The organism is Algoriphagus halophilus, assembly GCF_900129785.1.
Lineage (GTDB): Bacteria > Bacteroidota > Bacteroidia > Cytophagales > Cyclobacteriaceae > Algoriphagus > Algoriphagus halophilus.
In genome coordinates, this window is the sequence record NZ_FSRC01000002.1 from 120340 (window position 1) to 145364 (window position 25025).

Annotated in this window: 17 protein-coding genes; 10 read left to right on the forward strand and 7 right to left on the reverse strand. The window is 38.9% G+C overall.

The window, feature by feature from the left end:
• Window positions 1–109 precede the first annotated feature (109 nt).
• Window positions 110–1507, forward strand: coding sequence for a mercuric reductase (locus BUR11_RS12485; protein ID WP_074225334.1), 1398 nt, complete (start codon window positions 110–112; stop codon window positions 1505–1507).
• Window positions 1504–2289, forward strand: a complete 786-nt coding sequence (locus tag BUR11_RS12490; protein ID WP_074225335.1) for a hypothetical protein — start codon at window positions 1504–1506, stop codon at window positions 2287–2289. Before BUR11_RS12485 ends, BUR11_RS12490 begins: the two co-directional genes overlap by 4 nt.
• Before the next feature lie 242 nt (window positions 2290–2531).
• Here the strand turns inward: BUR11_RS12490 and BUR11_RS12495 are convergent, their stop codons facing one another.
• On the reverse strand, window positions 2532–3113 hold the full coding sequence (locus BUR11_RS12495; protein ID WP_074225336.1) for a DsrE family protein: 582 nt from the start codon (window positions 3111–3113) through the stop codon (window positions 2532–2534).
• A gap of 199 nt (window positions 3114–3312) precedes the next feature.
• On the opposite strand from BUR11_RS12495, the gene BUR11_RS12500 reads away from it, so the two are divergent.
• The 6 genes from BUR11_RS12500 to BUR11_RS12525 all read left to right on the forward strand — a co-directional run bounded on the left by BUR11_RS12500 (window position 3313) and on the right by BUR11_RS12525 (window position 12441).
• On the forward strand, window positions 3313–4293 hold the full coding sequence (locus BUR11_RS12500; RefSeq protein ID WP_074225337.1) for a calcium/sodium antiporter: 981 nt from the start codon (window positions 3313–3315) through the stop codon (window positions 4291–4293).
• Window positions 4294–4480: 187 nt separating this feature from the next.
• Entirely contained in the window at window positions 4481–6880 is a 2400-nt protein-coding gene (locus BUR11_RS12505) for an outer membrane beta-barrel family protein (protein WP_074225338.1), read from the forward strand.
• Window positions 6881–6944: 64 nt separating this feature from the next.
• A complete protein-coding gene (locus BUR11_RS12510) occupies window positions 6945–9122 on the forward strand; it encodes a DUF5916 domain-containing protein (protein WP_074225339.1) in 2178 nt (725 codons plus the stop codon).
• Between the two features lie 80 nt (window positions 9123–9202).
• Window positions 9203–9565, forward strand: coding sequence for a carboxypeptidase-like regulatory domain-containing protein (locus tag BUR11_RS12515; protein ID WP_084560975.1), 363 nt, complete (start codon window positions 9203–9205; stop codon window positions 9563–9565).
• Window positions 9566–9726: 161 nt separating this feature from the next.
• Complete coding sequence (locus tag BUR11_RS12520) at window positions 9727–11955, forward strand: S9 family peptidase (RefSeq protein WP_074225341.1); 2229 nt, start codon at window positions 9727–9729, stop codon at window positions 11953–11955.
• Window positions 11956–12024: 69 nt separating this feature from the next.
• A complete protein-coding gene (locus BUR11_RS12525) occupies window positions 12025–12441 on the forward strand; it encodes a carboxypeptidase-like regulatory domain-containing protein (RefSeq protein ID WP_074225342.1) in 417 nt (138 codons plus the stop codon).
• 38 nt (window positions 12442–12479) lie between these two features.
• On the opposite strand, the gene BUR11_RS12530 is transcribed toward BUR11_RS12525, so the two are convergent.
• A complete protein-coding gene (locus BUR11_RS12530; protein WP_074225343.1) occupies window positions 12480–12662 on the reverse strand; it encodes a CPXCG motif-containing cysteine-rich protein in 183 nt (60 codons plus the stop codon).
• 74 nt (window positions 12663–12736) lie between these two features.
• Between BUR11_RS12530 and BUR11_RS12535 the strand changes: the two genes are divergently transcribed.
• Window positions 12737–13489: a carboxypeptidase-like regulatory domain-containing protein gene (locus BUR11_RS12535; RefSeq protein ID WP_074225344.1), complete on the forward strand. Its 753-nt coding sequence runs from the start codon at window positions 12737–12739 to the stop codon at window positions 13487–13489.
• A gap of 61 nt (window positions 13490–13550) precedes the next feature.
• Here BUR11_RS12535 and clpB read toward each other — a convergent pair whose 3' ends face one another.
• Window positions 13551–16169 (reverse strand): ATP-dependent chaperone ClpB, encoded by a 2619-nt coding sequence (gene clpB, locus BUR11_RS12540; protein ID WP_074225345.1) that lies wholly within the window; start codon window positions 16167–16169, stop codon window positions 13551–13553.
• Window positions 16170–16396: 227 nt separating this feature from the next.
• Window positions 16397–17866, reverse strand: a complete 1470-nt coding sequence (locus BUR11_RS12545; RefSeq protein ID WP_074225346.1) for a c-type cytochrome domain-containing protein — start codon at window positions 17864–17866, stop codon at window positions 16397–16399.
• Window positions 17867–17965: 99 nt separating this feature from the next.
• On the opposite strand from BUR11_RS12545, the gene BUR11_RS12550 reads away from it, so the two are divergent.
• Window positions 17966–19522 carry an FG-GAP repeat domain-containing protein gene (locus BUR11_RS12550; RefSeq protein ID WP_159439226.1) on the forward strand — a complete coding sequence of 519 codons (1557 nt, stop codon included), beginning with the start codon at window positions 17966–17968 and terminating at the stop codon, window positions 19520–19522.
• A 4-nt stretch (window positions 19523–19526) separates the two neighbouring features.
• On the opposite strand, the gene BUR11_RS12555 is transcribed toward BUR11_RS12550, so the two are convergent.
• The 3 genes from BUR11_RS12555 to BUR11_RS12565 form a co-directional block, all read right to left on the reverse strand.
• Window positions 19527–20939, reverse strand: coding sequence for a DUF1501 domain-containing protein (locus BUR11_RS12555; protein ID WP_074225348.1), 1413 nt, complete (start codon window positions 20937–20939; stop codon window positions 19527–19529).
• A gap of 2 nt (window positions 20940–20941) precedes the next feature.
• Window positions 20942–24292, reverse strand: coding sequence for a DUF1553 domain-containing protein (locus BUR11_RS12560; RefSeq protein WP_143185986.1), 3351 nt, complete (start codon window positions 24290–24292; stop codon window positions 20942–20944).
• A gap of 172 nt (window positions 24293–24464) precedes the next feature.
• The gene (locus tag BUR11_RS12565; protein WP_074225350.1) at window positions 24465–24968 is read right to left on the reverse strand and encodes a hypothetical protein; all 504 of its coding nucleotides are present in this window, start codon (window positions 24966–24968) and stop codon (window positions 24465–24467) included.
• Window positions 24969–25025: the final 57 nt, after the last annotated feature.

A 25025-nucleotide genomic window follows, 5' to 3' on the forward strand; every position in this document is an offset into this window, starting at 1 on the left:
ATCCTTCAAAAAATAGATTAGGGAGCCAATTTACCATGGCACCTTTTTTCATGGTCTCATCTTTGTAAATTATAGGAAGATATAATCAGGAAACTGAATCAATTTTTCTATGAAAGACGCCAAAAAACAGACTTTTGATGCCATTATCATCGGTTCAGGCCAGGCCGGAAATCCTCTTGCATTTGCCTTAGCAGAGCAAAATTTGAATGTTGCTCTGGTAGAAAAAGGAAAATTCGGAGGGACTTGTGTCAATACTGGCTGTACCCCAACGAAAGCTTATGTGGCAAGCGCTCGGCGCGCCTGGGAAATAAAAAACGCTTCCGATTTGGGAATTCCTAACCCCAAATTGGATAAAATAGATCTACAAAAAGTAAAAGAAAGAAAAGACAAAATCGTCGCAGTTTCTCATAACGGTTTAGTACAAGGAATTCGCAAAGAAAAGTGGATCAATACCTTTCAAGCAAAAGGATATTTCTTGGACCCAACCACCATACAGGCTGGATCTGCAATCCTTACTGCCCCAAAAATCTTTATTAATGTAGGAACTAGACCAAGAATCCCTGATGGTTTCGAAGATGTAAACTACCTCACCAACGAAAGTCTTCTTGAATTAGAGGAATTACCCGATCATTTAGTGATTATAGGCGGAAGCTATATAGGATTGGAATTTGCGCAGATCTTCCGAAGGCTAGGAAGCAAAGTCACGATTATTGAAATGAGCGATCGATTGATCTCGAAGGAAGATCCTGATATCTCGGATAGAATGCGCAAAATATTGGAATCAGAAGGAATTAATGTTTTGTGCAATTCCCATTGCCTCGAAGGTAAAAACAATCCAAATGGAGGATTAACAGTTTTGATGAATTGTGGAGGCGAAAAGAAACAAGCATTAGGTTCTCACTTGCTTTTGGCAACGGGTAGAAAATCTAATATTGACTTGATCAATCCCCTAGCCGCGGGACTTGAGGTAGACGAGAAAGGCTTCATGCAAGTCAATGACCTCTTGGAAACGAGTGTAAAAGGAATCTATGCTTTGGGGGATTGCAATGGAAAAGGAGTATTTACCCATACTTCCTACCATGATTTTGAAGTGCTCAAAAATCAATTATTCGGTAACAAAGCAAGAAAAGTGAGTGATCGAATTCTCAATTACGCTTTGTATACGGATCCACCTTTAGGAAGAGCCGGAATGAACATTTCTCAAGCAAAAAAATCAAATAAGAAAATCCTGTATGCCGAAATGGAAATGTCGCAAATCAATCGCGCTCGAGAAAAAGATGAAACAAAAGGAAAGATGGAAGTAATAGTAGATGCATCGACAGAACAAATTCTGGGTGCCACAGTTTTGGGAATAGGAGGAGATGAAATCATAGGGGTATTCCTGACTGCCATGTATAGTAAAATGAGTTATAAAACATTGATGAATTCAGTCCAAACTCACCCAACTGTCACAGAGTTGATTCCTACTTTACTGCAACAAGTGAAACCCTTAAAATCCGAATCATGAAAAAGTCTTTTAAACTATATGCTATTCTAAATTTCTTGGTATTGCTTTTTGTCATTTATTGGAATTATTCAGTAGGGGTAAAAGGCTTGAATGGCAATACAGTAAGCACCTTAAGCTCCGAATATCAGAATCTTTTCACCCCTGCCGGATATGCATTTTCTATTTGGGGGATTATCTTTTTATCGCTTTTGGCTCAGGCAATTTTCTTCATTTCCAGGGCATTCAGTAAAACCAAAGATTCAGATTTCCTTTCGCAAGTTGGTCCTTATTTAATATTGGCTAATATAGGTAATGGGCTATGGATCTATACCTGGTTGATGGAGTATACTGGCATCAGCGTGGTCGTGATGTTGGGAATTCTAGCCTCGCTCTTAATTGTGGTCTTGAACACCAATATGGAGCGATGGAATGCACCTAGACCTATTATTTTCTGGCTTTGGTGGCCAATTTGTATCTATAGCGGTTGGATCGCAGTGGCTACCATTGCCAATATATCGGCCTACCTTGCTAAAATCGGGTGGACAGGTCCTTTCACTGAGATTACATGGACCATCATCATGATTGCAATAGGAACACTGGTCAATCTATTTATGATTTACACTAGAAACATGAGGGAATTTGCTATGGTAGGTGTCTGGGCTTTTATTGCCATAGCGGTCAGACATTGGGAAAGCATTCCAGCCATTCAGTGGACAGCCCTGATAAGTGCCAGTGTTTTATTTATAGCAGCAAGTATACATGGGTACAAAAACAGAGCGACCTCTCCATTTAAACTGAATTGAATTAGAAGGAAAAAATTTTTCAAGACAGGAGGCCATTGAAATTTGACCAGTAAATAGGTTTGGAATAAAAAAAGAGGCTGAGGCTCTCTCATAAATAATTTTTGTCACATTGAGCGTCCCGACAATTGTACGGGATCGAAATGTGCTTAATTTGCTCAATTAAGCCTTCGATATACGCGACTCTTGTCGCTCCAGTGCTCAGGCTGACAAATAGTCGACTTTTGAGACAGCCTCTTCTATTTTTAATCCTCACTAACATTCAGATAGGAATAACCCATCTGGCCCAAAGTAATAAAAGTAGTTTTTGCAGAGACTGCCATATTTACCATAGAAGTAATATTAGAAGCATCTAGGTTATAAAAACCCATGCTTTGCCCACATACATAGAACTTCACTCCCACCTCTTCCAAAGCTTTGATGGCTGCTAAATTGGGATTCGGTTGACTATATTTACTCTCGTAGTTTTCCTCATTCAGGATTGCCTGTACCAAACCTCCATGAATCACCGCAGCAATTTCTATTTTTTCAGGAGGTACCCCATTGGCAATATTTAAATTGTATGTTCTAGCAACTTCCAAAATAGCAGAATGAATGGATGTTGAATCCTTGATCGTACCATACAAATCAATGGCTACTTTATAGTCCAATGCTGGATTATAGGTCATTAGTGGATCTTGAACAGGCATCACACCTACCCATGGATGAAAATCCAATACTGGGTAAGTAATTTTTTCCTTGATGTGGGGAGGGATATCTCCTTGGGCAAAACTGTGCAGAGTTGAGACAAAAAACAGGATCAATAATGAGGGGATAAACTTTTTCATAAAAATTTGATTTGAAGCTGATTAGAAAAATAAACATAAAAAAGATCAGTTCACCTTATTTAGAACTTCTTTTATAAATTGATTTCAAAATTCATCTGGATTAGCTCCAAAAATTATTCAAAAGCCATTGATTTAAATCCATATAATTAAACCTACTTTTGCCCCATATTTCATATCAAAACGGCTACTTTAAATCTTTATGATCCTTTCACTATTTTTATTGATCATTGGACTAATACTCCTAGTAAAAGGAGCTGATTGGTTGGTGGATGGGGCTTCTGTTTTGGCAAAGAAATACAACGTTTCTGACTTGGCAATAGGCCTGACCATCGTTGCATTTGGAACCTCAGCGCCGGAACTAGTCGTAAATTCTGTGGCTGCTTCGGGAGGTTATCCAGACATTGTTTTTGGTAATGTTATCGGTTCAAACAACTTCAATTTGTTTATCATCCTAGGAATTGCAGGATTAATCACGCCACTTTCGGTTCAGTCAAGTACCGTCTGGAAGGAAATCCCCTTCTCATTATTAGCAGCCGTTGTTCTTTTAGTATTTGCCAATGATTATTTTTCGAGCCCCAACCCATTCTTATCAAGTTTGGATGGACTCATTTTATTGGGATTCTTTGCCGGATTTCTTTTTTATGTGTTCACTCAATTAAAATCTGAAGAAACTATTGAGTCGGTTGCACAAAAGGATTACTCCAACTTCAAGATCTGGGGGCTGATCTTCATAGGGCTTGCAGGACTTGTAGTTGGAGGCAAACTCGTAGTGGACAATGCGGTTTCCATGGCCCAGTCTTTAGGAGTAAGCGAAAAAATCATCGGGTTAACCATTGTAGCGGCAGGGACTTCACTTCCAGAACTAGCTACTTCAGTGGTAGCCTCCATGAAAAAGAATAATGACATCGCCATCGGAAACATTATCGGCTCCAATATTTTCAATCTTTTTTTGATCCTGGGGGTCAGTTCGATTATTCGTCCACTAGAGTTCAAACAAAGTTTCAATCTTGACATTTATATCCTTATAGGAGGTACCATTTTCCTATTTCTAGCGATGTTTACTGGGAAAAGAAAAAGTCTTGACAGATGGGAAGCGGCCATCTTACTTCTAGTCTACTTGGCTTATACTACATTCCTAGTTTTGAAGGAAATTTCCAAGTCCAATGATTCCATATTCTAATATTCAAACAAATAGTTTTTCCAAGCGAATACTAGCATTCTTTGTATTTTTCTTTCCATCCTAAGTTTTAGGCCTTTGATCAATTTTTATCAGGAATCCTCAGTATTTCAGAATATCTTTTCAGCTAATTACCCCAATTCATAATTTGATTTGGGTATACCCAAAAGTCAAACCTAGCCTTCTTCTCATGATTACATTCCCAAAAATCAGTTTGGGGAAATTCGGAGCTCTAATTCTATTTGCAATACTTTTAAGCTCAATCGGGTTTTCTCAACAAAACACAGCCAAACTCACAGGGAACATCCAAGAAAAATCTACCGGAAACCCATTAGGATTTGCTTCAATTGCTATTTATTCCCCAAAAGACAGTTTAGTGGCTGGAGGGATTTCTGAGGAAAATGGGAAGTTTTCCATTGAATTACCGAATGGAAAGTTCTATGCTTTGGTGGAATTCATGGGATTTGAATCTTATCAAAGTGAGATGCTCACCTTCTCTAGAGAAAACAACAAGATCGATCTGGGAACCATTGAACTAGAAAGTACTGCTGGTGACCTGGATGAAGTAGTGGTTCAAGGCGAGAAAACATTGATGGAATTATCGCTCGACAAAAGGGTTTTCAACGTAGGAAAGGACCTTGCCAATGCGGGTGGTACTGCAAATGACATTTTGATGAACCTACCATCTGTGTCAGTGGACCCCGAAGGGAATGTTAGGCTTCGAGGTTCTTCAAATGTAAGAATTCTAATTGATGGGAAACCTTCTGGATTGGTAAGTTTTAAAGGAGGAGCCGGACTTAGGCAGCTTCAAGCCAACATGGTCGAACGAGTAGAAGTAATCACCAACCCATCAGCTCGATATGAGGCAGAAGGAATGGCAGGCGTCATCAATATCGTCCTTAAAAAAGATAATAATCAAGGGTTCAACGGATCTTTTGAAGTGATTGTCGGCACTCCTCTGAATTTGGGTTTTTCCACAAATCTAAACTACCGAAAAAATAGAATCAACTGGTTTATCAATTATAGCCTCGCTCGTAGACATCAGCCAAACGTAAACGAATTATATCAAGAAGTCTATAACGAAGATGGTACAACTTCCATTTTAAGTCAGAATAATGCAGGAATTCTCAAAGGATTCAATAATAATATCAGAGGAGGACTTGATTATTATTTTAATGAAAAAAGTATTCTGACAGCATCTTATTTATGGAGAAGAAGTGATGCAAGACGCATCACCGATATCCGATATGAAGATTATCTAAATAATTTTGATACTTATTTAGGCTATTCGCTGAGACAACAAGATGAAACTGAGGCAGAGCCAAATTCAGAAGTGATTGTCAGTTACAAAAAAAGTTTTGAGCAGAAGGGTCATGAGCTCACCACTGCATTTACTTATTTGAACTATTGGGAGCGATCTGACCAAAAATTCACAGAGTCGGCTTATACACCTGATGATCAACTGATCCCTGGTTCCGATCTACTTCAGACATCATTGAACGATGAATATGAAAATCAGTATTTACTTCAATTGGATTATGTCAAGCCTTTTGCAAAAGAGGGGAAATTTGAAACCGGTTTGCGTACCAGCTTCCGTGAAATGGAAAATGACTTCGTAGTCTCAGAAGAAAATGAAAGTGGAGAGTTGATCCCACTCCCCGGCTTAGACAATATTTTCCTTTACAATGAAAACATCCTGGCTGCATACGGGATTTTGGGAAATAAAACTGGTAAATGGAGCTATCAAGGAGGCCTGAGAGTAGAACATACGGATGTGGAAACCATTCTGGTAGAAACAAATGAACGGAATCCAAGGAAATACACTAACCTTTTCCCAAGTGCCCACTTGACCTATAATATTACATCAGAAAATGCTTTTCAATTAAGTTATAGCCGAAGAGTTCGAAGACCTGTTTACAATGATCTCAGTCCTTATGTGACCTTCTCAGATCAACGAAATTTCTTTAGCGGCAACCCGGATTTGAATCCTGAATTCACGGATGCATTTGAATTAGGACATATCAAATATTTTGAAAAAGGGACACTTTTCTCTACCGTTTATTTCAGAAACACAACTGACAAAATTGAACGCATCCGAACCGTAAATGATGATGGATTTTCTGTTACGGCACCTTACAATTTAACTGGTGAAAAATCCTTCGGAGTAGAATTCAGTTCAGATTATAGAGTAAACGAATGGTGGAAGCTAGATCTAAATTTAAACTTCTTTCATGCAGATATTGACGGAAGTAATATTGAAGCTGATTTTCAGGCTAAAACCTATAGTTGGCTTTTAAGGCAAACATCTCGATTTACTTTAAGCAATGGACTCGATATTCAAGTTCGCGCAAACTACGATGCTAGGCAGAAAACTGCTCAGGGAATCAGAAAAGGGATTTTCTTTATGGATCTTTCCGCTTCAAAAAGCATCTTTGGGGAACGTGGAAACCTGATACTCACTGCCAATGATATATTCAATTCCCGTAGAAATCGATATATAATCGAAGGTGAAAACTTCTTTACAGAAGGAAACTCACAGTTTATCCGAAGACAGATAAATCTGACGATGAGCTACCGTTTAAGACAATAAATTAAAAATAAGCCCATTACATCTCCTTGGTAAATCATCGATTTACAGGAAAACTAATTACCTCATGTGGAAATCCTCGTTGTTGGTACTGATCCTTTTCGGTACCACTCATTTTCTTCAAGCCCAAAAAATAAATTCATCCTACCAACTGCATATCCAAAAAGCGAGTTCTGAAATAATCATAGATGGGGTTTTGGATGAACAGGCCTGGAAAGATGCGGAAGTCGCTACAGACTTCTTTATGATCACTCCTATGGACACCAGTTTTGCCAGAGTGAAAACAGATGTACGGATGACTTACGATGAGGAAACACTTTATCTTATCGTAGTCAATCACCATGCGGTAGAAGGTCCATATATGGTAGAATCCCTTCGAAGAGATTTCTCATTTGGAAAAAATGATAACTTCTTGTTGTTCATGGATCCATTCGACGACCAAACCAATGGCTTTTCTTTTGGTGCCAATGCGGCCGGAGCTCAATGGGATGGAATCATGTACAATGGTGGAAGTGTGGACTTAAGCTGGGATAATAAATGGAGATCCAAAGTGACCAATTATGAGGATAAATGGATTTTTGAAGCTGCAATCCCATTCAAATCCATCCGCTACAAAAAGGGCATTACAGAATGGGGCATTAACTTTTCTAGGCTAGACCTAAAAACCACAGAAAAATCAGGATGGGCTCCTGTACCAAGACAATTTCCTTCTGCTTCTTTAGCTTATACTGGGTCTTTAATTTGGGATGAAGCTCCTCCACAAACGGGGGCTAATATTTCTGTTATTCCCTATGCTCTGGGAGGATTTAGAACTGACGTGGCTGGAAGTGGAGAAACTGAATACAGAAGAGAAGTAGGATTAGATGCAAAAATTGGATTAACCTCTTCACTCAACTTGGATTTAACGGTCAATCCTGATTTCTCTCAAGTAGAGGTGGATAGGCAAGTCACTAACTTGGATCGCTTTGAGCTATTTTTCCCAGAAAGAAGACAATTTTTCTTAGAAAATGGAGACCTCTTTGCAAGTTTTGGGTATGAAACTATTCGCCCTTTCTTTTCAAGAAGAATTGGCTTGAATGCCCCCATTCAATTTGGAGCAAGACTTAGTGGGAAAATCAACAAAAACTGGAGAGTGGGTGCCATGAATATGCAAACTGGCGAAGTGAAAGAAGATGCCTTACCGGCCCAAAACTTTACGGTCGTTTCAGTACAACGACAGGTAGGAGCCAGATCAAATATTACGGGGATGTTTATTAACAAACAATCCTTGAATTACAATCCTGACCCTGACAGCGAAAACCCTATCTACTCTCAATTCAACAGGAATGCGGGGATTGAATACAACTTGGCATCCTCCAATAATTTATGGACTGGAAAGGCCATGTTTATGAAAAGTTTTGGTCCCGAAACTATTGACAATGGTTTTGTACATGCAGCCAACCTCAAATATTCCTCAGGTAATTTGACTTGGAACTGGGAGCATCAATATGTCTCCAAAAACTATACAGCTGAAGTAGGATATGTGCCAAGAAACGGATTTTATAAAATCAATCCCGAAGTCAGCTATTTGTTCTTCCCAAAAAGTGATAAAATCCTAAACCATGGGCCAAAGGCTGGAATCAGATATTTCTTTAATATAGATGGAGAAAAGACGGATAACACCACTTTCTTGGCCTACAATGTAAAATGGAGAAGCCAAAGTACTTTCCAGGCATGGGTAGCCACAGATTTTGTCAAATTGCAACGCCCTTTTGACCCTACAAATTATAGTGGAGATACCCTGGCTAGGGGTACAGAACACCAATGGTATGCTGTCGGTGCTGAATTTACTTCCAAACCTCAAAGTGTGTTCACGTATGCATTTACCTCTAGATTTGGAGGATATTATGCAGATGGAAAACGTTATAATGTTACAGCAGATATTGGGTACAGATTTCAGCCTTATGTCAGCATCGCAATGAGTGCCAATTACAATGATATTCATCTTCCAGAACCATGGAATCGCACCAATTTTTGGTTGGTCGGACCTAGAGTTGATGTCACAATGACCAACACCTTGTTTTTTACTGCTTTTGTTCAGTACAATGAGCAAATCGAAAATATTAACCTGAATACGCGCTTTCAATGGAGATTTAAACCTGCTTCAGATTTATTCCTAGTGTATACTGACAATTATCTACCGGCTCCATTTTATACAAAAAACAGATCCTTGGTGCTGAAATTTACCTATTGGTGGAATATTTAAGATAGGACCTTCTCAACTTGAAGCTATGGCAAACAATAAAATTTAGTTAAATTAAAAGACACTTTTAATTTATTGCTGCCATGAGACGATTATCCCTAAGTAAGCTTTTCATTTGCCTGGGCATTTTTGTATGCTTTTCTATATTGAATGAAGTACAAGCACAGAAATTCCCAAAACCACCTACAAAGCCAATTGTAAAAGGTCAGATAATAAATAAAGAAAGCCGCCCAATACCAGGAGCCACTATCATTGTAGAAGGAACCACCACAGGAACCGTTTCGGATATCAATGGGTTTTTCCAATTGGACTTGACTCAATTCACAGAAAAGCAAGTAACATTGGTTTTTGGTTTTGTGGGTACAGCTCGAAAAGAAATGGAAGTAATTTTAAAAGATTTGCCGAAAAGCTATGGTCAAATCAAATTAAAAGATGCTGCATTTTAGTTCTGACTTTGTAAACAGAAGCCTCTTCTAAATACCTTGGTATAATTATCAAAAAAATGAAAACAGGTCATGATTGACCTGTTTTTCTTTTGAATTAACATCAAAGGGAAAGTCTACCAATATTATCTTATTTTTAAGACTACATTTCCAATAAAAACGCCATGCGATTTCCAATACAACTTCTTTTCTTAAGTTTTCTATGTACGATAATTTACAATTCGGCCTCAGCCCAGACCTCTGATTTACTTAGTCTGGAAAGAATCTACGCCTCAAACGAATTTCGTCAAGAGAGTCTTCAGCCTATTCAATGGATTGAAGGTGGAGCGGCTTACGTCACCGTGGAAAATGGCAATGCTTTGACTCGTTGGGACAGCAAAACACTGGAAAAATCAGTTTATGTGCCGGGAATTATTGTCAATGGAGAACACATTAATATAGAATCCTTTAGTCTTTCCGAAGATGGTAGTAAGGTTTTGATATTTACTAATTCAAGTAGAGTTTGGAGATCCAATACCAAAGGAGACTATTATGTATATGATCTGAACGAAAAACTATTGAAGAAACTAGGAACTCAATTTGAGCCTTCCTCGCTGATGTTTGCAAAGTTTTCGGCAGATAACTCACAAGTGGCCTATGTGCAGAAGTTCAATTTATATCTCGAGGATTTTGAAACCGGAAAAGTCACTCAATTAACCACGGATGGGACTGACAAAATTATTAACGGTACCTTTGATTGGGCCTATGAAGAAGAGTTTGGCAAGCGTGATGGATTTGCATGGAGTCCTGATGCCAAATACATTTCATTTTGGCAGATCGATGCCTCGAATATTGGCACTTTTTACATGATCAACAATACTGATTCTGTCTATTCCAGACCTATTCCATTGCAGTATCCAAAAGTGGGAGAAGAGCCTGCTGGTGCCAAAATCGGATTGATTAATATGGATTCAAAAAAGACCCAATGGATTCCAATTCCTGGTGGTGAAAAAGAAAATTACCTCCCTGGCATGCAATGGATCAATGAAGATTTATTGTTGATCCAACAGATGAATAGAATGCAAAACCAATTGACCATCTGGACTTATCGGCCTTCGAATGCTGATTTGAAAAAGGTTTATGTGGAAACTGAAGAGACCTGGGTTGACTTGGCTTACCCCGATTTGTCTCGATATGGCTGGAGTGATAATAGTTTGCCTTTGGTAGACGATGGCAAGGCATTTTTGCGCATGACTGAAAATGATGCTTGGAGGAATATTTATAAGGTGAATATAGAGTCCGGAGAAAAAACTTTGATTACTCCAGGTGAATTTGATGTGGCTTCTTTTGGGGGTGTTACTGACAAAGAAGTCTATTTCATCGCTTCTCCAGATAATCCTACCCAGCGTTATTTATATGCGATTGACCTGGCAGGAAAAGGAAAGCTTCGAAAAATCACACCTGCTTCGTACTCCGGAGTCAATACCTATAATATTGCTCCAAATGGTCAAGTGGCAGTTCATAACCATCAGAGCACAGAAGATCCACTCACCGTGAGACTAGTAAGTCTTCCAAAACATGAAACCATCAAAACGTTGGTAGAAAACAATGCCTATAAACAAAAACTCGCTTCACTAGCACTACCGGAAATAAAATTCACAACGGTTACCACCTCGGAAGGAGTAACCCTTGATGCACGAGTGATTTACCCAATCGACTTTGATGAGACAAAGAAATACCCGGTTCTTTTCCATGTCTATGGAGAACCTTGGGGAGCTGTGGCCATTGACACGCAAGTAGGGCTTTTCAATATCATGCTTGCTCAAAAAGGATATGTCATTATCGACATGGATAACCGGGGAACTCCAACCCTTAAAGGAAGCGCTTGGAGAAAAATCATCTATAGAAACATAGGCAAAGTTAACGCCCAGGATCAGGGATTGGCTGCTCAGGAAATTTTAAAACTTCCCTATTTAGATGAAAACAGAGTGGCTGTATGGGGATGGAGCGGAGGTGGCTCCATGACACTCAACTTATTGTTTAAATTCCCTGAAGTTTACCAAACCGGAATGTCCGTAGCATCGGTTTCTAACCAGTTGATTTATGACAATATCTATCAGGAACGATACATGGGCTTACCCAAGGAAAATTTAGAAGATTTTATAGAAGGATCACCTATCACTTATGCCAAAAACCTAGAAGGTAATCTATTATTAGTGCATGGAACCGGTGATGACAATGTACATTATCAAAGTGCGGAAATGTTGATCAATGAGCTTATCAAACACAATAAACAATTCCAGGTAATGCCATACCCGAATAGGTCCCATGGGATTTATGAGGGAGCTGGCACCTCTTTGCATCTTTACACTTTACTGACAAATTATTTAATGGAGCATACTCCAGTAAATTAAATATTTAGAAATCGTTTATTTGAAAGTCAAACTAATTTTTGTTCATTCGTATGAGAAATTAGTAGATCTATGAACCAACTAACAAATCACCACAAAACCAGTGGATTGAAACGATTGCTGAATTTTCCTTCAATTCCTGAAAAAACTAGAATAGTACTCTTTTCAGCATTATTTCCTGTGCTTACCTTGGTTTCAATGACCTTTGCCCATGACGCCCAAACTACCAAGCATAAAAACCAGGTAGTCAATGGCAAAGTGATCTGCGCTTCAAGGGATATGATCGGTTCCGTGGTATCCGTGAAAGGAACCTCCACTGAAACAAGTACAGACACCTTTGGGAATTTCACGTTAGACCTAAGTAATGTTAATCAACATGAAGTGACGTTGGAATTCAATAAAGAGGGGTTTGAAGAAAAAGAGATTACAGTAAACCTAAAAACGCTTCCTAAAATCCTAGAAATAGTAACCTTGGAAAGAGCATATTAAAATGACACAAAACCTAAAACAAATCGTTTTAGGTTTTTTTATTGTTCTATTGAATTTGCATCAAATAAAAGGATCTCTCCTTCCTCGATTTCTATTTTTAATTCAATAGGATTGCAACAGACCTCGCAATCTTCTATGTATTGTTGTTTGGAAACAGAGGGATCTATCAGAATTGATATCTCAGCGAGACAATAGGGACATTGAAAGTAATGTTCAAGCATGGTATTTCTGATTTAAAAGAAGACAAGAATCCATTTTTAAAGAGAACTTATAAAGAAATTCTTAATTTATATGAATGATTGAAAAAATTTCGATACCAAAACCTTGTTCTGAAAACCCTTCTAACTTTACCCCAACAAGTAAAGGAGGCTTCTGTAACTCTTGCCAAAAAGAAGTACTTGACTTCCGCGGAATGAGTAATACAGAAGTGCTAGATTTCATTAAAAAGAACTCTGGAAAAACCTGTGGGATTTTTAGACCAAACCAATTGGAAGTTCAAGAAATTCCTCCCAGAAAAGTCTGTTCCCCAGGTTTATGGGCATTTGGTTTTTTAGGGTTTCTAGGATTGGCAATTCCTGCTGAGGCTCAAACGACTCTTAAACCGAGGATTGAGAAGGTATTTGGTGAAATGAATGATCCTTTGCCTTTAGATCCTACCGAAGCACAAAATAAAACCATTAAAGGCCGTATAATAAGGTACTATTTTAAAGATAAAGAGCCTATACCCGGTGCTTTAGTTCAAATAAAAGGGCAAAAATCCGGAGTCTCAACTGATATTGATGGGTATTTTGAGTTAGAGATTTCAGACTCACTGGTAAATCAAAAGAATTCTCTGATAGTTTCATTTATCGGTTTTAAAGTTAAAGAAGTTATATTTTATGACACCCAACTACCTCTCCAATTGGGTGAAATTGAAATAGAAGAAGATGAAAATATGATTTTAGGAGAAGTTATTTACATCAAACCAACTCTTTGGCAAAAAGTCAAAGGCATTTTTAGAAAAAAAGATAAAGCAAGCTGTGGAAATGAATCTCACCAACATTCTTAAACCACAAAAAAACCCTCGAAACCTAAACGTTCCGAGGGTTTTAACCTAACCTATTTTATAATTACACTTCAACAGGAGCATCTATATTTTTAAAATACACCTGCTTATCAGCATCTAAGTCAACCAATACGGCTGAATCATTTTTGATATATCCAGCAAGAATCTGCTTAGACAATTCATTCAAAATCAGACGCTGCATAGTTCTTTTCAATGGCCTAGCTCCGAAATTGGGATCAAAACCAACTTCTCCCAAATAATCCAGAACTTCTGTAGTCGCTTCAATTTCAATATTTGCTTCAGCAAGTCGTTTTTGAATTTCTCTCCACTGAATATCGACGATTTTTCGAATGATCTTTTTATTCAATGGTTCAAACATAATCACCTCATCAATTCTATTTAGGAATTCAGGTCGCACAGACTGCTTCAATAAATCAAAAGCCTCCTGTTTAGTTTTTTCCATGATTTCCTCTTTGTTCCATTCCTCGATTTCAGCAAACTGCTCTTGGATCAAATTGGACCCGATATTAGTAGTCAAAATGATGATGGTATTCTTGAAACTCGCAATTCTACCTTTATTATCCGTTAACCTTCCATCGTCCAAAACCTGAAGTAAGATGTTGAATACATCTGGATGTGCTTTTTCTATCTCATCCAACAAGACCACAGAATACGGCTTTCTCCTTACTGCCTCAGTCAATTGGCCTCCCTCATCGTATCCCACGTATCCTGGAGGCGCTCCCACCAATCTACTCACTGCATGCCTTTCTTGGTATTCGGACATGTCAATTCTTACCATGGCATTTTCATCATTGAATAAGTACTCAGCCAAGGCTTTGGCCAATTCTGTCTTACCTACCCCAGTGGTACCCATGAAGATGAAACTACCAATTGGACGTTTCGGATCCTGTAAGCCTGCCCTACTTCTTCTGACCGCATCAGATAAGGCAGTGATTGCTTCTTTTTGTCCAGCCACTCGCTTGCCTAATTCTTCCTCCAGGTGCAATAACTTCTCTCGCTCAGATTGGATCATTTTTGACAAAGGAATGCCAGTCCATTTAGAAACTACCGCGGCAATATCTTCATGATCTACTTCTTCTTTCAACAAAGGAGAGCCGGATTGCATCTCAGCCAATTGCTTTTTGAAAGATTCTAGCTTTTGTTCTGCTTCTCCGATTTTACCATATCGTATCTCCGCTACTTTCCCGAAATCACCGGCACGCTCCGCCTGTTCAGCCTCTAATTTGAATTTATCAATATTCTCTTTTTCACGCTGAATACCAGTAATGACCGCTTTTTCACTTTCCCACTTTGCTTTCACACTATCCCTCTTCTCAGAAAGCTCTGCTAATTCTTTGCTAAGGACGGTTTCCTTATCCTTATTTTTTTCTCTACGAATAGCTTCTCTTTCGATTTCCAACTGCATGATTCTTCTATTCAATTCATCCAGTTCCTGAGGAAGGGAGTCTATTTCCATTCTCAATTTGGCTGCGGCCTCATCCATCAAGTCAATGGCCTTGTCTGGAAGGAAACGATCCGAAATGTATCTTTGGGAAAGCTCCACAGCAGCGATTACGGCATCATCCTTGATTCTTACCCCATGGTGCAATTCATATTTGTCTTTGATACCTCTCAAGATGGAAATGGCATCTGCAGCATCCGGCTCATCCACTATGACAGCCTGGAACCTTCTTTCCAATGCTTTATCCTTCTCGATATATTTCTGGTATTCTTTGAGTGTCGTAGCACCGATTGCATGTAATTCACCTCTTGCCAAGGCAGGCTTCAACAAGTTAGCCGCATCCATGGCTCCCTCACCTCCACCTCCTGCTCCGATCAGTGTATGAATCTCATCGATGAAAAGAATAATTTCTCCTTCTGCATCTGTCACTTCTTTGATTACCGCTTTCAATCGCTCCTCAAACTCCCCTTTGTATTTGGCACCAGCTACCAACAAACCCATATCCAAAGAGATCAAGGTTTTTGATTTTAAGTTTTCTGGAACATCACCAGATACAATTCGCTGGGCCAAGCCTTCCACAATGGCAGTTTTACCTACACCGGGCTCACCTAATAAGATGGGGTTATTTTTAGTTCTTCTTGCTAAAATTTGAAGAACCCTTCTAATTTCTTCATCACGACCAATAACGGGATCTATTTTCCCTTTCTTAGCCATTTCGTTCAGGTTTTTAGAATATTTCTCTAAAGCCTGATATTTACTTTCTGCATTTGGGTCTGTCACTTTATTACCTTTTCTAAGTTCTTTAATTGCCTCGATCAAAGGTTTTTCGGAAATCCCCTGATCTTTTAAAATCCTTGAAGCAGGGTCCCCTGCCGCCAGAATGCTCAATAGTAAATGCTCAATTGCCACATATTCATCCCCAAAAGTTTTCAAATAATCTTTTGCTTTGGTCAATACTTGGTTGGCAGCATTACTTAGGTAAGGTTGTTGTCCACCACTTACCTTTGGCAAACGCTCTAACTGCTCATCCAATTTCTGATTGAGCAATTGCTTATTTGCACCGAGTTTTTTGAATAAAAAATCGGTCACATTTTCATCCTCCGAGAAAATTCCTTTTAGTATATGAGCGGGCTCGATATTAGGCTGACCTGCAGCTGATGCCAACTCCACCGCTTTCTGAATCGCCTCTTGGGACTTGATTGTAAATTGTTTGAAATCCATTATAGTTGGTTTTTTTATGTTTCTAATTTGAATGAGTACATCAGGAATTTCTCACATTTCTCCTTTCCCGGATGTAACACATTTTTTATTTAGCAAATCCAACTCCAAGTGCATTTTCAAGTCATTATGACCGATAAATATGCTTTTTATTCAAAAAATCGGATTTTTTGACAGTAAAATATTCTAGACTCTTAAAAAAGAAAGTTAAGATAACAGATCCTTACTACCTACTTTTGCTCCTTGACTTCGGCCAAGTCTCCAATATCAATAGCTAAGTTAGGGTGCTCTTCTTCCAACTGTCTAGCTAATTCCTTGCTGACTTTTGTATTCCAGACATACACACTTTGCAAGCTCTTAATTTGAGCAAGCGAATTAAGTGTAGAATCCCCTACAGAGGTGTTATAAAGGTTGACAGTTTCTAAGTTATTCAACTTCCCCAAAGCTGAGGCACCTTTATCCGTGATGGGATTATTATCCAACAATAATTTTGTGAGATTCTGGAATTCTGCAATGATCCCTAAGGATTCATCTTTGATATCTGACTCACCCAAGTCAAGCCAAGTGATTTGCTCTCCAATCTCTTTTAATGCCTCAATATTTTCACTTTTCAACTTCCCGATTGCGACTACCTCCAAAAAATTATTTTCTTCAGATAACGTAGCAATTCTAAACCCTTTCCCCCTGATCTCATTCAAAGTTGTTTCAGGAACAGCTGCTACTTTTACTTTTTCATAATGAGCCTTTTTTCTAGTAGAAAGCCCATAGGTACTTTCGATCAATTCTTTGATTTCTTTAGGAATCTCTTCACTCGTCACACTTAATTGTTGATCAATTCCATTTTCAATCCAATACTTCAGCAGGGTTATTTCTCCATAAGAAAGTCCCGCGCCTTTGGGGGGCATAAACTTTTTACTTTCAGGATTCAATGTCACCCGCTGATACAATTCACTGGTCGATAAAGAGCCTTCCTCAATCGCAGGACCTGTCTCTCCCCCTACCTTCAAATCCTTTAATGTCATAATACTCAACCCTCCTTTTTTTGATTCCCCCTGGTGACAGGAGGCACATTTTTGAATTAATGCTGGCTGGATTATATGTTCAAATACCAAAGTAGAATCTGCATCCTCAGGAAAGGAAAAGTTGCCTTTCTCTGATTCAGCATTGGAAACTAATTCCTGAATAAAGGAAGGGGCATAATCAAAAAGGTATCCTTCACCATGTGTGAGATTCCCTCCCAAATGTCCTGTAACAGAAATGCTGATGGCCAACATCCCCAAACAAAACCCAAGCTTTTTTTTCTGTTTATTAATTTCTGAATCAAGAAAACGGATATTCAATCGCTCCCTAAGCAGTATCCCAGATGAACTTTTATCGAAAAATCCTAAGATCAATAGCAATGAAGCAACAGAAAGTAGGGCAACGACAATTCCCATCCACCTATGCCAGGATAGGGTTTCTTCGGGATACCCTCCTTCAGTGGCAAGAAAAAAACCGAACACCACTGCTAAAATTGCACTAATAGCACTCAATAGTAGGATCAAAGGAAGGGAAGTCAATAAGAAACGAAACTTCTTAAAAAGTGACAAAAGAAAGACTGCTACTCCCAGGAGAATAAAGCCAATAGGAAGATGGACTATTAATGAATGAAAACGCCCAAAAAATAAGGTGGAATCTGATTGCAAAAAGATATTCAACATACATTTAAAATTGACTTATTTAAAGATAACATTTGTACCTTACATTTATGTAATACAAATTCTTGTAGATTAAATTAAATTTGGATAATGTTATTCCCAATGATCAATTTTTTCAAATCATTCATTCTTCTTGGCTCTATTTTTTGTTTTCTATTCTCATGCAATAAGCCAAAGGAAAAGCTCACTCCGAATAACTCAACTGATTATCTATGGGAAGACCAAACGGATATCTACTTACCCAAAACAGCAGAATGGACAAATCGCGTCGAAGCAGCAGACCTCAATCAGGATGGTAAGGTAGATCTGATTTTCGCGAATGGGGGAGATTATTCTAAGCCGGGCACGTTAGAGTCTAGCAGGGTATTTATAAACCAAGGTGCAAACACGCCATTTCTAGAAATCACCAAACAAGTCTTTGGTGAGGATAAATTCTATGCTAGAGTGATTAAAGCCAGTGATTTAAACCAAGATGGTTTTACAGATTTATTAGTAGGAAACACTTTTCAAACCCAAAGTGAATTATACCTTGGGCAGCAAAATGGTTCATTTCTCAGAGTTACGGATACCCACCTTCCCAATTTGGAGGCAAGTGTAGGAGATTTGGAATTTGGAGACGTAGATGGAGATGGAGACCTTGATGTAATTTTATCTGATTGGGGTCCCGGCTCCAATATGAATAATGAAGGAGGCAAAACTCTATTATGGCTTAATGACGGATTTGGAAAATTTGAAGATGTTACAGATTCCCAAATGCCAGACATTCTAATCCAATTCTCCTGGGACTTGGAATTCTTTGATTTCGATAATGATTTTGACTTAGATATTGCCATATCATGTAAACGTTGTGGTACCAGTCGAATTTTTGAAAATAATGGAAAAGGGCATTTCAATGACAAAAGGATATTACCCGCATATACCAATAATTATGAATTTGAAATTGCAGATATCAATCAAGATGGATTCCTGGACCTAGTCACTGTTAACGATGGGGAAATTGTGGATGGAAAATCTTGGTCCAGACGTGAGCATATTTTTCTAAATGACAGTGCTAAGCGATTCCTTGATGCTACCTCTCGGCTTTGGCTGGACCAAGACAATCCAGGGGAGGACGATAACAATGTCGCATTTTTGGATTATGATTCCGATGGTGACCCTGATTTTATCCTTAGTTCGCTCACCGGAGAAGACCGATTGTTGATCAATGATGGAACTGGAAAATTTAAACTTCAAGAAAGCATTCTCTCTGGAGATCCCACCCCTCATACACTTTCCTTAGTCTTCGCTGATCTCAACAATGACCATCGAATGGATATTATTATGGGACAAGGAGAGGGGGAAGAATCCATAGAAGAACGAATCTATATTGGCAAAAAAATCCAAGCAGATGTAGCTCCGCCTATTATTTCTCATGTTGCACAGACAACCTCAGCTGTAGGAACAAGAAAAGTCTTTGCTCGAATAACCGACAATAAAAGTCCTAGCATGCCGCAGGACTGGAGAGAGGTGGTAGTGATCTCAGACACAAATAAAGTTTCGATGACTTGGTATGGAGAATATTTATGGGTTGCCGACCTCTCAGAATTAGAATCCGACAAACCTATAGAAATTTGCGCCACTGATGCAGCGGGGAACCAAGCCTGTAGAAAGGTTAATTGAAAATTTAGCTTAAAATATCCCTGACAACATTCCCTTCCACATCAGTTAATCTGAATCTTCTACCTTGGAATTTATAAGTCAACCGCTCGTGATCCAATCCCATTAAATGAAGTAAAGTCGCATTGAGGTCGTGGACATGTACAGGGTTTTCTACCACATGGTAGCCGAAGTCATCTGTTCTTCCATAAGTCACCCCCTTTTTCACTCCTGCTCCAGCCAAAAGCATGGTATAGGCGTCTGGATGGTGATCCCTTCCAAAATTATCCTTGGTCAGCTCTCCTTGCGAAAAACAGGTCCTACCAAATTCTCCTCCCCACACCACCAAAGTATCTTCCAATAAACCTCTTTGTTTTAAGTCCATAATTAAGGCGGCACTCGCTTTGTCTACCTCTTTGGCACGCTTCGCAATACTTTTAGGCAAATCATTATGATGGTCCCAACCCCCATGGTATACTTGAATAAATTTCACCCCTCGTTCCGCTAATCTCCTTGCCAACAAACAATTACTGGCAAAGGTCCCCGACTTTTTGCTATCCTCCCCGTATTGCTCATAAATATAATCTGGCTCACCTTTGGTATCTACCACTTCCGGAACAGAAGTCTGCATTCTAAAAGCCATTTCATATTGAGCCATTTTTGCCTTGATAGATGGGTCTTCCCAAAATTCAAAAGCACCTTCCTGCATTTTTTTCAAATAGTCCAGCTGTTCTCTCCTTGCTGCTTCTGTGACCCCAGGAGGGTTCGTCAAATACAAAACAGGGTCTTTTCCTCCACGAAACCGCACTCCTTGGTGCTCAGCCGGCAAAAATGCGCTGGAATATAATCCTGCAAAGCCACCTTCCAACCCTTCGGTTTTCAAGACAATAAACGCAGGTAAATTCTCATTATCAGAACCTAAACCATAACTGATCCAAGACCCAAAAGAAGGTCTTCCAGGTAGTTCAGATCCAGTATTAGTAAACATCTGCGCAGGTTCATGTTGAACAGAGGCCGTATGCATGGACTGAATTTTACACAACTCATCAGTGATTTTTGACATGTTCGGAAGCAAATCACTCATCCACATCCCACTTTCTCCATGCTGCTTAAAATTCCAACGTGTCCCAACCATGGGGAAAGAATTCTGGGTAGCTGCTGTTCCCGTCAATCGATCTCCAAATACGCTTGAAGGCAGATTTTCTCCATTCATTTTAACCAACTGAGGCTTGTAATCAAATAAGTCCAATTGGGAAGGGGCCCCTGCCATGTAGAGGTATATGATTCTTTTAGCTTTTGGGACGAAATGAGGTTTATTTCCAAATGCGAAAAGCGAGGTAGGATTCAATAAGGAGGCGAGCGAAACAGCTCCCATCCCCAAAGATGTTTTTGTCAAAAACTCTCTCCTAGTTAAAGGTATATGTATATGATTGTGTCCCATGGTTACCTTTTCATATAGGTTTCATCAAAATTTAAAATTGAATTTGCCACTAAGGTCAAAGCAGCAGTTTGCGTTTTGTCCAGCGCTAAATCTCTTGGCAATTCTCCCACAGCCAATAAAGAATCAGCTGATAGAGGATTTTCCTGAAAATGCGAATAGGCACTTTCATAATATTCTTTTAGGGTAGCCAGTAATTTCTCATTTGGAGTAACTCCTGTAGCCAGTCGAAAACTCAGTTTAAGTCTATCTTCCAAAGTCTCTTCCTCTTTGATTACCCGTTCAGACATAAACCTGGAAGCTTCTATAAACTGAGGTCCATTCAACAAATTAAGCGCTTGAAGTGGGGTATTTGTATTAACTCTTTTCGTAATACAAATCTCCCTGTTGGATGCATCGAAGGTGACCATGTAGGGTGCAGGAGAAAATCTTCTCGTAAATGTGTAGAGACTTCTCCGATGGAGGTTACTTCCTGTATCCTGTTTGTATTTATGTAACTTGAATGAGAAATCCCCCAATTCTTCCCATAATCCTTCTGGTTGATACGGCTTTACACTTGGCCCTCCGATTTTTTTATCTAAAATACCACTGGATGCCAAGGCATTATCTCGGATAAATTCTGCGGGAAGTCTATAACTACTTGACCTGGCATAATATTTATTTTCAGGATCAGCCTCGTACTTCTCAGGATCAGTAAAAGAAGATTGTTGGTAGGTAGCGGACATCACCATCAATTTCAGCATACCCCTCAAATCCCAACCACTATCCATAAACTCATACGCCAACCAATCCAATAATTCAGGATGAGTAGGCAGGTCTCCCTGAATCCCAAAATCTCCAGAAGTCTTAACGATTCCTGTTCCAAAGATCATTTGCCAATACCTATTAATGATTACCCTTGATGGCAGAGGATTGTCAGGATTTATGATCCATTTTGCCAACCCTAACCTATTTTGAGGATAATCTTCAGGAAAAGGAAGGACATTTTCCGGAGTACTTGGTAAAACTTTTTCTCCATAATCATTATAAACTCCTCTCTTCAACAAGAAGGTAGGCCTGGGTTCAGGCATATCTTCCATTACCATCACTTCCTGGGTCGATTCCAAAATCTCCAATTTCGCTTTTCTTAGAGAGCGAATATCATTCCTGAGTTGAATGGCTTTTTGCTCCTTTGCTAATAGATATTCCTTAGAATTTTCAGAAGACAATTGAATGGAAGAATTTCCTACTAAGCTTGCCATTTCCAAACTAGTAAGTTCCCGATCAAAGAGTTTTACCTCATCCATGTATCCTTTATAAATACCAGGATCAAAGGAAAAAAGACGATAGCTTTTTCCTAATCGAACTGGCAGGGTATCAATTTTGGCCGTGTATTCATCAATAGGTAAAATACTCCGTGAAAGTTGATCTGAAACAACTCTTACTTGCTGACTCTCGCCATCCATATAAAGTGCAAGACCTGCTGCTTTCCCAGTTCCATCATAGGAAAACCCTACTTGAGTCCATGTCTCAAATTTCACAGGCTCCTCCGTTTTCACTTCCAGATAATCATCGGGAAGTCTATGAATGAGGCGTACAGATAGATGGTTTGCGGAATCCAAAAACATTTCCCATCCTCGGTAAAATCCTAAGAAATTATTACTGTTTCCAATGATGTTTTGAATATGCCTCTTTTCATTTTCTTGAGGTTTAATCCAAACACTTGCAGAGTATGAATCATATTGATCAAAAAAGCCAACCTTATTCAAATTGACATAATCATAATCATCATCAAATAATAACCCTTTCCCTTTCCAGCCATTCACCAATTCTACACCTAGCGTTGCCTCAGCATTTTTATTATTATCAAGGATCAAGATTTCCTCGTATTCTTTTTTCTTTTTTTTGTTAGCCTTTTTCAGGGAATCAATTTTAGCTTTTTCCTTTGCGGTTTTAGTCTTGTACTCCTCTGCTTCTTCCTCAGCAAATGGGTTTCTTCTTTTCTTTTCCTTTTTTATCTTTTCATAAGATTCAAACGAATATGAAGCAATTTCTTTTGGAAGTAACTTATCGGGAGATATTGTCGCCACATAATCCTTGATTTCATTCACTTGATATTCTTTTAAAACCTTTTCTTTTTGAAGAATTAATTGATCCAAGGAGTCCAAACTTTTCCTTTGATGATCCTTAAAAAGCATCAAGGTGGGAGCTCTATTCAAATCGGTTGGGCCCAATCCAAATTCGTCTATGCTGTTGAAAAATGCAGATAGTTGGAAAAAATTCTTTTGACTGATTGGATCAAATTTGTGGTCATGACATCTGGCACATCCAATGGTAAGGCCCAGAAAAGCTGTACCAGTTGTCGCGGTTCTTTCAGCCACATATTCTACTCTGTATTCTTCTTGGATTGAACCTGCTGAAGCCTCCATGGGATTGAGCCTATAAAATGCCGTAGCCAATTTATCTTCAGTAGTTCCATTTGGAAGTAAGTCTCCAGCAACTTGTTTGGTAATAAAGTCACTGATAGGAATATTATTTTTAAAGGCATTAATCACCCAATCCCGGTAAGGCCAAACCTCCCTATAACCATCAAATGAAACTCCATGAGAATCGGCATATCTGGCTATATCCAGCCATTCCATGGTCAACCGTTCCGCATGCTCTTGGGATGCAAGCAGTCGATCCACTACCTTCTCATAAGCACGTTCAGAGTTGTCATTTAAAAAATCATCAATCTGTTGGATGGTAGGTGGAAGTCCTGTCAAATCCATCGTCACTCTTCTCAAAAGTCTTTCTTTGTCTGCTTGAGGGTTAGGAGAAAGTCCTTGTCTTCCCAATTCAGCTTGAACAAAATAATCAATCTCATTATTCCTTTTCCAGTCCTCTTTAACTTCAGGAATCGCAGGAGATTCCACTTTCAAAAAAGACCAATGCTCTTTCCATTCAGCTCCTTGCTCCACCCATTTGGCAATGGTCGCAATTTCGGCCGGAGTAAGAGTGAGATTCGATTCTGGCGGAGGCATAACAGTCTCAGGATTTAGACTAATAATCCGGTGATACACTTCACTACCTCCTAGACTTCCTTTTGAAAATGCCGTATTTCCAGAGGACAACTTCATAAACGCATTTTCCTCAATATCCAATCTCAATCCCGCTTTCCTGGATCCTTCGTCTGGACCATGGCAAGCATAGCAACGGTCAGCCAAAATTGGTTTAACATGGAAATTATAATCTATTTTTTCTGGTAAAGTCTCATATGCCAACTCCACCTCCTCTGGTAATGAAGGCTGACAGCCAAAAACCAACAAGAGACCTAACAAAGAAAGCATGGGGATTTTCGCCGTTAATCGAGACGATGAAAAGCTATTTGGGTTCATAAAAAAATATTTATATCCAATTTAGTAAAATACTCTTAATTCACTGAAAAATAGGTAAATAATTATCTTTAAAAAATACAATTAAAGATGTAGTAGAATATATAAACTCAAAAAAAATCCCCCAAAAAAGATGATACTTTTGGGGGGATTTTATTTCTAGAGGTTTTCTTTCTTACATTCCATCGGATTTCAATAAGACACTAGCCGGTGGAGCTTTTTTATTACCCCCATGATCCGGATGGATAAATGTGTGAAAAAATAAACGAACATGATATTTTTCTTGAGTCTGAAAAACATTACTCATTCCATCAGTGATAGTGTATAGAGTTTCCAAATCCTGCTCTTCCAACCAGTCTTGGTCCAAAGCCTTAAACATCCTGGCTACTGGGATGTATGTCCCATCCGCTTTTTGGATCGTGGTAGGTGAAACTAACTGACCATTTTTCACATTGGCCTTAGCCATATAGCATTCACTTTTCCCTTGGTTTATGACCACCAAAACCGCTTCATGCTCTCCATCAGGAATTTCATAGGCTCCTCGATCATGGAAAGTAATATAATAATCAGAATAACAACCACTCACACCCGTAGAAAATATACTCTGGGCTCCCTGAGTTTGTGAAAATCCTTGAATACAAATCAAAAGAATAAGCAGAGATGTAAATAAAAACTTCATATAAAATTTGTTAGAATTGGTGAATAATTATACTAATAAAAAGGCATTTCATAAAAC

Bases quoted from the DNA above. Each gene is read 5' to 3' on its own strand.
- BUR11_RS12555 (WP_074225348.1), bottom strand. From the start codon at position 20,939: ATGGGACACAATCATATACATATACCTTTAACTAGGAGAGAGTTTTTG.
- BUR11_RS12505 (WP_074225338.1), top strand. From the start codon at position 4,481: ATGATTACATTCCCAAAAATCAGTTTGGGGAAATTCGGAGCTCTAATT.
- clpB (WP_074225345.1), bottom strand. From the start codon at position 16,169: ATGGATTTCAAACAATTTACAATCAAGTCCCAAGAGGCGATTCAGAAA.
- BUR11_RS12520 (WP_074225341.1), top strand. From the start codon at position 9,727: ATGCGATTTCCAATACAACTTCTTTTCTTAAGTTTTCTATGTACGATA.
- BUR11_RS12545 (WP_074225346.1), bottom strand. From the start codon at position 17,866: ATGTTGAATATCTTTTTGCAATCAGATTCCACCTTATTTTTTGGGCGT.
- BUR11_RS12530 (WP_074225343.1), bottom strand. From the start codon at position 12,662: ATGCTTGAACATTACTTTCAATGTCCCTATTGTCTCGCTGAGATATCA.
- BUR11_RS12510 (WP_074225339.1), top strand. From the start codon at position 6,945: ATGTGGAAATCCTCGTTGTTGGTACTGATCCTTTTCGGTACCACTCAT.
- BUR11_RS12525 (WP_074225342.1), top strand. From the start codon at position 12,025: ATGAACCAACTAACAAATCACCACAAAACCAGTGGATTGAAACGATTG.
- BUR11_RS12500 (WP_074225337.1), top strand. From the start codon at position 3,313: ATGATCCTTTCACTATTTTTATTGATCATTGGACTAATACTCCTAGTA.
- BUR11_RS12550 (WP_159439226.1), top strand. From the start codon at position 17,966: ATGATCAATTTTTTCAAATCATTCATTCTTCTTGGCTCTATTTTTTGT.
- BUR11_RS12495 (WP_074225336.1), bottom strand. From the start codon at position 3,113: ATGAAAAAGTTTATCCCCTCATTATTGATCCTGTTTTTTGTCTCAACT.
- BUR11_RS12565 (WP_074225350.1), bottom strand. From the start codon at position 24,968: ATGAAGTTTTTATTTACATCTCTGCTTATTCTTTTGATTTGTATTCAA.
- BUR11_RS12515 (WP_084560975.1), top strand. From the start codon at position 9,203: ATGAGACGATTATCCCTAAGTAAGCTTTTCATTTGCCTGGGCATTTTT.
- BUR11_RS12490 (WP_074225335.1), top strand. From the start codon at position 1,504: ATGAAAAAGTCTTTTAAACTATATGCTATTCTAAATTTCTTGGTATTG.
- BUR11_RS12560 (WP_143185986.1), bottom strand. From the start codon at position 24,292: ATGAACCCAAATAGCTTTTCATCGTCTCGATTAACGGCGAAAATCCCC.
- BUR11_RS12485 (WP_074225334.1), top strand. From the start codon at position 110: ATGAAAGACGCCAAAAAACAGACTTTTGATGCCATTATCATCGGTTCA.
- BUR11_RS12535 (WP_074225344.1), top strand. From the start codon at position 12,737: ATGATTGAAAAAATTTCGATACCAAAACCTTGTTCTGAAAACCCTTCT.